Source organism: Oryzihumus sp. (assembly GCF_054325275.1).
In genome coordinates this window covers 1-12,232 of sequence record NZ_JBTCWL010000095.1, presented here as the reverse complement: position 1 = coordinate 12,232, position 12,232 = coordinate 1, and the positions used below count along the sequence as shown (strand labels likewise).

General features: G+C 70.8%; 12 protein-coding genes and 1 pseudogene. 9 read left to right on the top strand and 4 right to left on the bottom strand.

The annotated features are described in order from the left end of the window. The 7 genes and pseudogenes from ACXVGS_RS17695 to ACXVGS_RS17665 form a co-directional block, all read left to right on the top strand. Positions 1-681, top strand: a pseudogene (locus ACXVGS_RS17695) (RNA degradosome polyphosphate kinase); the annotation flags it as partial. Continuing rightward, entirely contained in the window at positions 678-1,682 is a 1,005-nt protein-coding gene (locus ACXVGS_RS17690; protein WP_458537262.1) for an NUDIX hydrolase, read from the top strand. The pseudogene ACXVGS_RS17695 and the gene ACXVGS_RS17690, both read left to right, overlap by 4 nt. A 249-nt stretch (positions 1,683-1,931) precedes the next feature. Further along, entirely contained in the window at positions 1,932-3,056 is a 1,125-nt protein-coding gene (gene pstS / locus ACXVGS_RS17685) for a phosphate ABC transporter substrate-binding protein PstS (protein ID WP_458530532.1), read from the top strand. A gap of 92 nt (positions 3,057-3,148) precedes the next feature. Next, on the top strand, positions 3,149-4,159 hold the full coding sequence (pstC, locus tag ACXVGS_RS17680; protein ID WP_458530531.1) for a phosphate ABC transporter permease subunit PstC: 1,011 nt from the start codon (positions 3,149-3,151) through the stop codon (positions 4,157-4,159). Beyond that, the gene (pstA, locus tag ACXVGS_RS17675) at positions 4,156-5,070 is read left to right on the top strand and encodes a phosphate ABC transporter permease PstA (RefSeq protein ID WP_458530530.1); all 915 of its coding nucleotides are present in this window, start codon (positions 4,156-4,158) and stop codon (positions 5,068-5,070) included. Before pstC ends, pstA begins: the two co-directional genes overlap by 4 nt. A 56-nt stretch (positions 5,071-5,126) precedes the next feature. Next, on the top strand, positions 5,127-5,903 hold the full coding sequence (gene pstB / locus ACXVGS_RS17670) for a phosphate ABC transporter ATP-binding protein PstB (protein ID WP_458537261.1): 777 nt from the start codon (positions 5,127-5,129) through the stop codon (positions 5,901-5,903). A 194-nt stretch (positions 5,904-6,097) separates the two neighbouring features. Then, positions 6,098-7,132 (top strand): type IV toxin-antitoxin system AbiEi family antitoxin domain-containing protein, encoded by a 1,035-nt coding sequence (locus ACXVGS_RS17665; RefSeq protein ID WP_458538186.1) that lies wholly within the window; start codon positions 6,098-6,100, stop codon positions 7,130-7,132. Positions 7,133-7,244: 112 nt separating this feature from the next. On the opposite strand, the gene ACXVGS_RS17660 is transcribed toward ACXVGS_RS17665, so the two are convergent. The 3 genes from ACXVGS_RS17660 to ACXVGS_RS17650 all read right to left on the bottom strand — a co-directional run bounded on the left by ACXVGS_RS17660 (position 7,245) and on the right by ACXVGS_RS17650 (position 9,283). Further along, positions 7,245-8,237: an anion permease gene (locus ACXVGS_RS17660; protein ID WP_458537260.1), complete on the bottom strand. Its 993-nt coding sequence runs from the start codon at positions 8,235-8,237 to the stop codon at positions 7,245-7,247. Positions 8,238-8,242: 5 nt separating this feature from the next. Beyond that, positions 8,243-8,863 carry a DUF47 domain-containing protein gene (locus tag ACXVGS_RS17655; RefSeq protein ID WP_458530526.1) on the bottom strand — a complete coding sequence of 207 codons (621 nt, stop codon included), beginning with the start codon at positions 8,861-8,863 and terminating at the stop codon, positions 8,243-8,245. A 228-nt stretch (positions 8,864-9,091) separates the two neighbouring features. Beyond that, positions 9,092-9,283, bottom strand: coding sequence for a hypothetical protein (locus ACXVGS_RS17650; protein ID WP_458530525.1), 192 nt, complete (start codon positions 9,281-9,283; stop codon positions 9,092-9,094). A 165-nt stretch (positions 9,284-9,448) separates the two neighbouring features. On the opposite strand from ACXVGS_RS17650, the gene ACXVGS_RS17645 reads away from it, so the two are divergent. Continuing rightward, positions 9,449-9,784, top strand: a complete 336-nt coding sequence (locus ACXVGS_RS17645) for a hypothetical protein (protein WP_458530524.1) — start codon at positions 9,449-9,451, stop codon at positions 9,782-9,784. 106 nt (positions 9,785-9,890) lie between these two features. Here the strand turns inward: ACXVGS_RS17645 and ACXVGS_RS17640 are convergent, their stop codons facing one another. Then, positions 9,891-10,472 (bottom strand): hypothetical protein, encoded by a 582-nt coding sequence (locus tag ACXVGS_RS17640; RefSeq protein ID WP_141790050.1) that lies wholly within the window; start codon positions 10,470-10,472, stop codon positions 9,891-9,893. A gap of 176 nt (positions 10,473-10,648) precedes the next feature. On the opposite strand from ACXVGS_RS17640, the gene ACXVGS_RS17635 reads away from it, so the two are divergent. Then, a complete protein-coding gene (locus ACXVGS_RS17635) occupies positions 10,649-12,145 on the top strand; it encodes an MFS transporter (protein ID WP_458530523.1) in 1,497 nt (498 codons plus the stop codon). Positions 12,146-12,232 lie beyond the last annotated feature (87 nt).

The following is a 12,232-nucleotide window of genomic DNA, read 5'->3' as shown; positions in this document are numbered from 1 at the left end:
TACGAGGACCTCGGGCTGCTCACCTGCGACCCGCAGGTCGGGGAGGACCTGACCCGGCTGTTCAACCAGCTCTCCGGCTTCGCCCCACGCTCCCGGTTCAAGCGGCTGCTCGTGGCGCCGCGCTCGGTGCGCTCGGGCCTGGTCGACCTCGTCGAGCAGGAGATCGAGCACGTCAACGCCGGCCGCGGCGGCTACGTCGGGATCAAGGTCAACTCGATCGTCGACGAGGCGCTCATCGACGCGCTCTACCGCGCCTCCCGGGCCGGCGTCGAGGTCGACGTGTTCGTCCGCGGCATCTGCGCGCTGCGGCCGGGGGTGGCCGACCTGTCCGAGACGATCCGGGTCCGCTCGATCCTGGGCCGGTTCCTGGAGCACTCGCGGGTGTTCATCTTCGGCGGCGGCGGGGAGACCCAGGCCTACATCGGCAGCGCCGACATGATGCACCGCAACCTCGACCGGCGGGTCGAGTGCCTGGTGCGCCTGTCCGACCCCGGGCACATCGCCGACGTGCAGGCGCTGATGACGCGGGGCATGAGCGACGAGACCTCGAGCTGGCACCTGGCCGGCGACGGGCGCTGGACCCGCCACCACGTCGGCTCCGACGGCCTGCCGCTCAACGACTACCAGGAGGGCCTGATCGAGCAGCACACCCGACGCCGGCGCAAGGCCCGTCGCCGGTGACCGAGGGGGTCACGCCCGGCCAGGTCGCAGCGCCAATCGTGGGGAGCGCGGCGGCACGCCCGGTCGCGGCCGCAGGCACCCTGCCGTGGCGGCTGCACGACGGGTCGCTCGAGGTGCTGTTGGTGCACCGTCCCGCCTACGACGACTGGGCCTGGGCCAAGGGCAAGCTCGACCCCGGCGAGGAGTGGCCCACCTGCGCGGCCCGGGAGACGCTGGAGGAGACCGGGCTGGAGGTGCGCCTGGGCCGGCCACTGCCCCCGGCGTCGTACACGTTCCTGGACAAGGCCGGCGAGCTGGCGACCAAGGAGGTCCGCTACTGGGCCGCCGAGGTCACCGGCGGTGACGGTGCCCTCGTCAACGAGATCGACGAGGTCGCCTGGCTGCCGGTGGCCGAGGCCTCCGACCGGCTCCACTACGCCCGCGACCGCGACCAGCTGCGGGCCCTGGTGCGGGCCTCGACCGCCGACAGGCTGGCCACCTGGCCGCTGGTGCTCGTGCGCCACGCCCACGCCGTCGGCCGCTCCGCCTGGGCCGAGCCCGACCCGCTGCGCCCGCTCGACGCCCCCGGCGAGGCCCGCGCCGAGACCATGGTCGGCCTGCTCGGCGCCTACGGCATCACCCGCCTGGTCACCTCCCCCTCCGTGCGGTGCGCCGCCACGCTGGCGCCCTACGCCGCTGCCCGCGGGCTCAAGCTGCGCGCCAAGCCGGTGCTGTCCGAGGAGATGTACTCCGTGACACCCGATCGCGCGGTGCGTCCCCTCGAGCGGTTGCTGGAGCGCGGCCGGCCGGCGGCGCTGTGCTCCCACGGGCCGGTCCTGCCCTCGCTGCTCGGTCGGCTCGCCCGCACCCTGGACACCGGGGAGGACGAGGGCGGCGCCGGCGCGGCAGTCCTCGAGGAGGCCGCGGACCTCGGCATGGCCAAGGGCGAGGCGCTCGTCTGCCACATCGCCGGGACGGGTCCGACGGCCCAGCTCGTCGCCGTCGAGCGCCACCTCCCCTGACTTTGCGGTGAGCGGGCTGGGGGGTGAGGGACACGGCATACCGGGACGAACGGGGCACTTGACCCACCCCTGAACCCTCGTTCACCCGCTGCTGGCCCAGACGACGCCCGGATGTCCCACAGGTGCCCGGAGGCGTTCACCTGCCGTTCACCCGCGACGGGCCATCACGTCACCCAGCGTCCCTACCTTCAGTGAAGACGGGCGAGGGAGCTCGTCCCTCAGACCCTGCATACGGAAGGTACGACCACAGTGAAGATCCAGCGTCTTGGCCAGCTCACCGGAGTGGCCCTTGTTGGCACGCTTGCGCTGACGGCCTGCGGTTCCGACAACAACGCCAGCCCCGCCGCCGGAGGCTCCTCCTCGGGCTCCTCGTCCAGCGCGGCCTGCGGCAAGGGCACGCTCAACGGCGAGGGCTCCTCGGCCCAGAAGAACGCCATCGAGCAGGCCATCTCCGACTTCCAGGACCAGTGCAACGGCGCCACCGTCAACTACAACCCGACCGGCTCCGGCGCGGGCATCAAGCAGTTCATCGCCGGCCAGGTCGACTGGGCCGGCTCCGACTCGGCCCTGAAGGACCAGCCCGCGGCCGGCTCGAGCCAGGCGGAGACCGCGCAGGCCCAGGCCAAGTGCGGCTCCGAGGCCTGGAACATCCCGATGGTGACCGGCCCGATCGCCGTGTCCTACAACGTCGCCGGCGTCGACAAGCTCATCCTCACCCCCGACGTGACGGCCAAGATCTTCCTCGGCCAGATCACCAAGTGGAACGACCCGGCCATCGCCGCGATCAACCCCGGCGTCAAGCTGCCGGCGACCGCGATCAAGGTCTTCTTCCGCTCCGACGAGTCGGGCACCACCGAGAACTTCACCAAGTACCTCGCCGCCGCCGCGCCGAAGGTGTGGACCGCCGCCCCGGGCAAGAAGTGGACCGGCAAGGGCGAGGGCAAGGAGAAGTCGGCCGGTGTCGCCAACGCGGTGAAGTCCACCGACGGCGGCATCACGTACGCCGAGTGGTCCTACGCCAAGGACAACAAGCTCGGCATCGCCCAGATCGACAACGGCGCCGGCCCGGTCGAGCTGACCGGTGAGTCCGCCGGCAAGGCCGTCGCCGCCGCCACCGTCGCCGGCACCGGCAACGACCTCAAGCTCAAGCTCGACTACGCCACCAAGACCCCGGGCGCCTACCCGATCGTCCTGGTGACCTACGAGATCGCCTGCTCCAAGGCCAAGGACCCGGCCAAGGTGGAGCTGCTCAAGAGCTTCCTGAAGTTCTTCGCCTCCCCGGCGGAGCAGGCCAAACTGCAGGACATCGGCTACGCGCCGCTGCCGACGGAGATCCAGACCAAGGTCGCTACCGCGATCAACGCCCTCTCCTGACCATGTATGCCGTGTGGCCGGCCTCGCGGCCAGAGGCCGGCCACACGGCATACGCACCGCTCCTGTCCCCGACCTCGAGGTTCTGATCCAGCGTGACTTCGGTAACCGGCGTCTCCACCGCCGACAACTCCCCCGCCGCTCCGGGCCCCTCGCCCCTGAGCGGCGATGGTGCGTCCACGGGCCGTCTCGGCGACCGCCTCTTCGGCGGCGCAGCCCGTGGGGCCGGCCTGCTCGTGATCGTCCTCGTGGTCCTCATCGCGACGTTCCTGCTCTCGCAGGCCGTCCCCGCGATCGCCCACGACAAGGCCAACTTCCTGACCTCGACCGACTGGAACGTCGACGGCGACACGCTGCGCTTCGGCATCGCCAACCTGCTGTGGGTCACGGTCATCTCCTCGGTGATCGCGCTGCTCATCGCGGTGCCGCTGGGGGTCGGCGTGGCCCTGTTCATCACGCAGTACTCCCCGCGCTGGCTCGCCCGCCCCGCCGCTTCGCTGGTCGACCTGCTCGCCGCGGTCCCCTCGATCGTCTACGGCCTGTGGGGCCTGTGGGTCTTCGGCGCGCACCTGAGCGGCATCCAGCACGTGCTGCAGGACGCCCTGGGCTGGTTCCCCCTGTTCTCGGACACCACGGTCAGCGAGGGCGGCACCATCTTCGTCGTCGGGGTCGTGCTGGCGATCATGGTGCTGCCGATCGTCACCGCGATCTCGCGCGAGGTGTTCGCCCAGACGCCGGTCACGCACAAGGAGGCGGCGCTGGCGCTCGGCGCGACCCGCTGGGAGATGATCCGCACCACGGTTCTGCCGTTCGGCCGCCCGGGTGTCATCTCGGCGTCGATGCTCGCGCTCGGCCGGGCGCTCGGCGAGACGGTTGCCGTCCTGATCATCCTGTCCGCGCTCTCGGGCGGGACCGCCTGGTCCTGGTCGATCTTCAACGGCGGCGAGACCTTCGCCTCCAAGATCGCCAACAACGCCGCCGAGTTCGACACCCCGCAGAAGGCGGGGGCGTTCATCGCGGCCGGCCTGGTCCTGTTCGTGCTGACCTTCGTCGTCAACGCCATCGCGCGGATCGTCATCGAGCGCCGGAAGGCCTTCACCGAATGAGCACCACGACTGACGCCCCCTCGACCCCGGCGCCGGCGCCCGCGCTGCAGCTCGGCCACAAGTCCCGCGGCCGGGCGTTCCGCAACCAGCTCGCCCGCGTCGTCATGTGGGCCGCGTTCCTGCTGGCGCTGGTGCCGCTGGTGTGGATCCTGTGGACGGTCCTCGCCCGGGGCCTGCACATGCTGCTGACCTCGGACTGGTGGACCCACTCCCAGCGCGGCATCACCTCGCGGATGGTCGGTGGCGGCGCCGTGCACGCCATCCAGGGCACGCTCATCATGGCCGTGGTCACCGCAGTGATCGCGGTGCCGATCGCGGTGATGACGGCGATCTACCTTGTCGAGTACGGCCGTGGGCGGTTCGCCCGGGCGGTCTCGTTCATGGTCGACATCCTCACCGGCATCCCCTCCATCGTCGCGGCGCTGTTCATCTATGCCGTGTGGGTCACGACGTTCGGCTTCCAGCGGGTGGCGTTCGCCGTCTGCCTGGCCCTGGTGCTGCTCATGGTCCCGGTCGTCGTGCGCTCGACCGAGGAGATGCTCAAGCTCGTGCCGAACGAGCTGCGCGAGGCGTCCTACGCGCTGGGTGTGCCGAAGTGGAAGACGATCGTGCGCATCGTGCTCCCCACGGCGTTCTCCGGCATCGTGACGGGCGTGCTGCTCGGCCTGGCCCGCGTCATGGGCGAGACCGCACCGCTGCTGATCCTCGGGCCCTACACCAAGGAGATCTCGACCAACCTCTTCGGCGGGCTCATGGCGACCCTGCCCACGATGATCAACCAGGACCGCACCGAGAGCCTGCAGCCCGCCCTGGACCGGGTGTGGGGTGCGGCGCTCACGCTGATCCTGCTGGTCCTCCTGCTCAACCTCGCCGGCCGTGTCGTGGCGCGGTTCGGCCGCGTGCGCGGCTGAGGCTGCGGACGCGACCCAGGCACACGGCATACGGAACTGGAGAAGGAAAACCACTCATGGCCAAGCGAATCGACGTCAAGGACCTCAACGTCTTCTACGGAGACTTCAAGGCGGTCGAGGACGTCACGATGACCGTGGAGCCGCGCTCGGTGACGGCGTTCATCGGCCCGTCCGGCTGCGGCAAGTCGACGTTCCTGCGCACGCTCAACCGGATGCACGAGGTGATCCCCGGCGGGCGCGTCGAGGGCTCGGTCATGCTCGACGACCAGGACCTCTATGCCTCGGGCATCGACCCGGTGGCGGTGCGCCGGACCGTCGGGATGGTGTTCCAGCGGCCGAACCCGTTCCCCACGATGTCCATCTTCGACAACGTCGCGGCCGGGCTGAAGCTCAACGGCATGCGCGACAAGAAGAAGCTGACCGAGCGCGTCGAGAAGTCGCTGCGCGGCGCGAACCTGTGGAACGAGGTCAAGGACCGGCTGAACAAGCCCGGCGCCGGGCTCTCGGGTGGGCAGCAGCAGCGGCTGTGCATCGCCCGGGCGATCGCGGTCGAGCCGCAGGTGCTGCTCATGGACGAGCCGTGCTCGGCGCTGGACCCGATCTCCACGCTGGCGATCGAGGACCTGGTCAACGAGCTGAAGTCGACCTACACGATCGTCATCGTCACCCACAACATGCAGCAGGCGGCGCGGGTGTCGGACCGGACGGCGTTCTTCAACCTCGCGGCGCAGGGCAAGCCCGGCCGGCTGATCGAGATGGACGACACGCACAAGATCTTCAGCAACCCGACCCAGCGGGCGACCGAGGACTACATCTCCGGCCGCTTCGGCTGACCCCGGTCCCCCGTGCCCCGACTTGGTGCCCGTTCCGCCGCGTTTCACCCCTCTCCGGGGCCTGATAAGCGGCGGGACGGGCACCAAGTCGTCGGATGAGCGGGCTGTCCACATGTCCCGCGACGTTCGTCACGTCATCCACAGGCTTGCCGTGGGTCATGGTGCGCCCGGCCGCGGTCGAGCACGGTGCGAGCGTGATCGACCTCGCCGCACGGCTCGCCTCGCTGCCCCAACCGTTCACCGCGGCCGACGCGGCGTCGGTCGGGGTGACCAGGCACGTCCTGACTCGTGGGGTGAGCCATGGCGAGCTGGTCCGCCCGTCCCGCGGCATCTACTGCACCGCACCTGTATGGCGCGCCTCGAGCCCCGGGGCACGCCACCTCCTGCTGGCTGACGCAGTGCTGCGCACCACGCCCGGTGCCGTGGCCAGCCATCACTCGGCGGCCCTGGCGTGGGGGCTGCCCATGCCGATCGACGCGCCTCCCTGGGTGGCCATCACCCTCATGGGCGGGCACCTGACCAGCCGGGCGCTGTCACCCGCCCGCTGGCACGACGGCGAGCTCCCCACCCACCAGGTCGTGCGGGTGCGCGGTGGACATCAGATCTGCCGGCCGGACCGGGCCGTGATCGACTGCCTTCGGGAGCTGACGCTCCCGGATGCGGTGGCGGTTGGCGACGCCGCGTTGGGGTCGGGCCTGACGACAGCAGAGGACTTGCGCGGCATGAGGCGCTGGCAGCGGCGATGGCCCGGGATCACCCGCGCCGACGAGGGCCTGCCGCTCCTGGACGGGCGCCGCCAGACCTGGCTGGAGTCGTGGTCGTTCGCGCGGCTGTGGCAGCTGGGCGTCAGCCTGCCCGAGCCACAGGTGACGGTGCTCGACGAACGAGGCAGGTTCGTCGGTTGCGTCGACGGGCTCTGGCGCGAGGGGGCAACGGTCGCCGAGACCGACGGGCTTGGGAAGTACCTCGGCCAGTTTGACGGTGGCCCGAGCGGCGCGAAGGCTGCCCGCCGGGTACTCGCGGAGAAGCGCCGTGAGGACCGGCTGCGCGACCTCGGCCTCGAGGTCGTGCGCTGGACGTGGACGGACGTGCGCCGGAACCCGCGTCAGGTCGTCGCGCGCATCGAAGCGGCCCGGGCCCGTGGTGATCTGGCCCGGTTCCGGGGCCGGCTCGTGTCACGGCCGGCGGTGACAGCACTTGGTGCCCGTTACGCCGCGAATTCGGCCTGATCAGGGGACGAAACGCGGCGTAGCGGGCACCAAGTGAGAAGCAGACCGGCCTGAGCGAGGAGACCGGCCCGAGCGAGCAGACCGGCCTGAGGTGGGCAAGGCCCGGGGTGGGTCAGAGGAAGAGGTGAGCCACCCAGAAGGCCAGGGCTGCCACGATGCCGGCGCCGGGGAAGGTCAGCACCCACGCGGCGACGATGTTGCCGGCCACGCCCCAACGCACCGCGGACAGGCGCCGGGTCGCGCCGACGCCCATGATCGAGGAGGTGATCGTGTGGGTCGTGGAGATCGGGGCCTTGAAGCCCAGGCCGGCGATGAACAGCACCGCGGAGGCCGACGACTCGGCGGCGAAGCCGTGCGGCGGGTCCAGGTGGATGATGCGCCGACCCAGCGTGCGCATGATCCGCCACCCACCGGAGTAGGTGCCGAGGCTGATGACCAGCGCGCTCGAGACCTTGACCCACAGCGGGATCGTGGCGCCCGAGTGGAAGCCGCCCACGGTCAGCGCCAGGACGACGATGCCCATCGTCTTGCCGGCGTCCTGCAGGCCGTGGCCCAGCGCCATCGCGGCCGCCGAGACGGTCTGCGCGAGGCGGAACCCGCGGGAGGTGCGGCCGGGGTGCGCCCGGCGGAACAGCCACAGGATCAGGGCCATCACCAGGTAGCCGAGGGCCAGGCCGACGATCGGCGAGATCACCATCGGGACGACGATCTTCGACCAGACGCCACCCCACAGGACGGTGGAGCCGGCGATCAGCGAGGCACCGACCATGCCGCCGAACAAGGCGTGCGAAGAGGAGGACGGCAGGCCCCTCCACCAGGTCAGCAGGTTCCAGGAGATGGCGCCGACCAGGGCCGCACCCACGATGAGCAGGCCCTCGGCGCCGCTCGGCGGGTCGATGATGCCCTTGCCGACGGTGTCGGCGACCTTCGTCCCGAGGAACGCGCCGGCGAGGTTGCACACCGCCGCCATGGCGAGGGCGATCCGCGGGGTCAGCGCCCGGGTCGACACCGACGTGGCGATCGCGTTGGCCGCGTCGTGGAAGCCGTTGGTGTAGTTGAAGCCCATCGCCAGGAGGATGACGATGGCTACGGGAATCCAGTCCACGAGGGTCAGGACTCCTTGACGGCGATCGACTCGACCGCGTGGGCGACCTTCTCGAAAGCGTCAGCGGCGGCCTCGAGCTCGTCGATGACCTCCTTGAGCTTGAGCACCGTGATCGCGTCCGCGCCGTTGTTGAACAGCTCGGCGAGGAGACGGCGGTAGACCTGGTCGGCCTGGTTCTCGAGACGGTTGATCTCGATCCAGTACTCCTGCAGGTCGCTCATCGAGCGCAGGCGCGGCATCGCCTCGGCGGTCAGCTCGGACATGCGCGCGAGGACCTCGACCTGGGCGGCGATGCCCGAGGGCAGCTCGCCGATGCGGTAGAGCACGATCAGGTCGACCGCGGCCTCCATGAGGTCCATGCAGTCGTCGAGGTTCGCGGCGAGGCCGTAGATGTCCTCGCGGTCGAACGGCGTGATGAACGAGCTGTTGACCTTGCGCATGATCTCGTGCGTGGCCTCGTCGGCCGCATGCTCGATGTCGCGCATGCGCTGGGCGACGGCTTCACGCTCGGTCGGAGGAACGCCCAGCAGGGCGGTCAGCTCCTTGGCGCCATCCACGATGTGGCTCGCCTGCTGGGCGAACAGGTCGTAGAAGGACGTTTCTTGGGGGGTGAGGCGAAAACCCACGGGGAACTCCGGTCATCAGGAAAGTGGCCGTAGGTGATGCTAAAGCCACGTCGAGAGAAGAACCCAACCGAGCGGTCGAGGCCAAGCACAATCGTTCACCCAATGTTCACCCCGAGGGGGTGGATCGGGTCATCCCATCGGCGTAGCGCCCCCTCCCGGGCGTGTCCCTCGGCGCCCGCCGAGCACGCCACAGCGCCCCGCCGGGGCGCCCCCGAGGTCAGGCGCGCGTCAGGGAGCGGGGGTCGCCGGGGGACGTGCCCCGGCGCCAGTGGGCACCACACCCAGCAGCCGGTCGATCTCGTCCTGGGGGAGCGGCCCGTCGCTGGAGGTAGCGGCGACGACGAGCTCGCCGACCAGCTCGATCTCGAACTGCAGATCGCCGTCGGTGAGGTAGTCGTCTGACCCTTGCGGTCCTGCCATGGCTCCAATCTAGACCGCGCCCAGCCCCCACGGGACTGATTGCCGCAATCGGAATCCGCCGCCCGGCCGTTGGCCCCTGCGCGACTGGCCGGGACGCCGCGGTACAGGGCGGGAAGGGCCGACCCGCCCTATGCGCGGCGGCGTCCAGACCGCATCATGGGCCCCATGAGCAGCGCCGGCACCGAGGACCGCGGCTCGTTCACGCACGCGGTATGCCGGGCCTGCGGGTGGCGCGGTCCGGGTCGCCGGGCGCGGGCCACGGCCGAGCGCGACCTCGAGCTGCACGACCTCGGCGGCTGCCCCATGGAGGAGGCCGAGCTCGCCGAGGGGGCCAGCGCGCAGGCGCTCGAACCCGTCTCAGCACTCGAGCCGGTGTCGGAGCTCCAGCCGCTGGAGGCGGGGGCCGCGACCGGGAGCCAGGCACACGGCATACCGGTGGCGGTCGGCGAAGGTGGGGTTGCGCCGGGCCGGGAGCGCCTCACGGCGCATGGCCGCTCGTAGCGGCTTCAGTTGGGACCCGGGGCTACCGCGGCCCGGCGCAACACCCACTCTAACCGCCGGGCCCTGACGGGTATGCCCGATCGCCGCAGGGGGTGTGAGAACGACCTCAGATGAGGTCGTCCTTGCGCCACAACCGGGCGCACGCCTCGAGGTCGGCGCCGGTGGTCTGCATGGAGGCGGCCCGCCGGGTCTGGGCGCTGCTGACCAGCGGCTCGTGGTCGTCGGTGTCGTCGGCGAGGTGGGCGCGGCCGGCGGAGATGACCCGGCAGAACGCCGCGGCCCGCTCCAGCGCGATGGCCAGGTCGCCCTCGAACACCCCGGTCAGGATGGCGTCGGTCAGCGCCTTGAGCTCCTCGGGCCCGGGCGGCTCGGCCACCCCGGCGACCACGTGCGGCACGTCGGCGAACCGGATGCCTGCGGCATAGTCGCGGGCAGCCCCGGTGGGGTCGCGCCGGACCCACTCGCGAAGGGCGTAGAGCCGCCACAGGGCGCCGGGCAGGCTGCGCGCCGGGCGGTCTGCCCACAGCTCGGCCAGCGTGGACAGCCCGAGCTCGTCGACGAGCTCGACCAGGCGGGTGGTCAGGGCGGGGTCGTGCGCGGCGCGGCCGGTACCGACGATGACCGCGGCGGTCTCGTGGGCCACCTCCGTGATCCGTGCCGGGTCGGGCGCGCCGGCCTGGGCATCCATGGCGGCCGGGCCGAAGTAGGCGGGTCGCCGGGGAACGCCCCGACCAGTAGGTTCCTCAGGCACGAACACGATTTTCTCACGTCATTCCGGGTACAGCCCTTGGAAGCAGGACGGCGACTGGAGCCCCCCGGCCGCCGGACAACGGACGCGGCCACCCGCCGCGCGGAGGAGTGCGTATGTCGTCGCAAGTTGAGACCGGTCGGATCACGACCGACATCCCCGCCCGACTCGACCGGCTCCCGTGGGCCGGCTGGCACTGGCTCATCGTGGCCGGTCTGGGCACCGTCTGGATCCTCGACGGCCTCGAGGTCACCATCGTGGGGTCGATGTCCGAGGCGCTGCAGAAGCCCCTCGGCACCGGTCTCGGGATGACCAGCTCGGACATCGGCATGGCCGGCGCGATCTACGTCCTCGGCGCCTGTATCGGAGCACTGTTCTTCGGGCAGCTGACCGACCGGTTCGGCCGCAAGAAGCTGTTCATCGTCACCCTCGGGATCTACCTCATCGGCACCGTGCTCACCGCGTTCTCGATGAACCCGATGTTCTACTTCGCGTGCCGCTTCGTCACCGGCGCCGGGGTCGGCGGCGAGTACGCCGCGATCAACTCCGCCATCGACGAGCTGATCCCCGCGAAGTACCGCGGCAGGGTCGACCTGGCCATCAACGGCTCGTTCTGGCTCGGCGCCGCCGCCGGCTCCCTGCTCACCGTCGCGCTGCTCAACCCCTCGCTGGTGCCCGCCTGGCTCGGCTGGCGCCTGGCGTTCGGCCTCGGCGCGATCCTCGGCCTGGGCATCCTGCTGGTCCGCCGCAACGTGCCCGAGAGCCCGCGGTGGCTGTTCATCCACGGCCGCGAGCACGAGGGCGAGAAGGTCGTGAAGCAGATCGAAGAGCACGTCGAGGGCACCACCGGCGCCGCGCTCGACCCGGTCGACGAGACCATCACGATCCGCCAGCGCAAGACCATCGGCCTGGGCACGATCGCCAAGACGGTGTTCACGCTCTACCCCCGCCGCACGGTCCTGTGCCTGGCGTTGTTCATCGGGCAGGCGTTCCTCTACAACGCCTTCTTCTTCACCTACGGCGACTCGCTGACCAAGTTCCTCGGCGTGAAGCAGGTCGGCTGGTTCATCGCGGCGTTCGCGGTGAGCAACTTCCTCGGCGCGTTCCTGCTCGGGCCGCTGTTCGACACGGTCGGCCGGGTCCGGATGATCTCCGGCACCTACATCCTCTCGGGCGCGCTGCTCGGGGTCACCGGCTTCATGCTCGGCGGCCTCAACGCGGTCACGCTGACGCTGATGGGCGCGATCATCTTCTTCTTCGCCTCCGCCGGCGCCTCCTCGGCCTACCTGACGGCCAGCGAGGTCTTCCCGATGGAGACGCGGGCGTTGTGCATCGCGTTCTTCTACGCCATCGGCACCGCCGCCGGTGGCATCTCCGGCCCGCTGTACTTCGGCCACCTCATCGACACGGCGTCCAAGGCCAAGGACATCACCGGCATCGCGCCCGGCTACTTCGTCGGCGCCGCGCTGATGATCGTCGGTGGCGTGATCGCGGCGTTCCTGGGCGTCAAGGCCGAGCAGAAGTCGCTGGAGTCCATCGCCCAGCCGCTGACCGCCGAGGACGCCCCGGCGTCCGGCACCGGTGGCGACCGGACGGCGCCCGCCACGGCGTAGGGCGTCCTGACGCCGGGGTCAGCCCGGCTTTGCGCAACATGGCTGCTGGCGGGTCGGATTTCCGGCCCGCCAGCAGCCATGTTGCGC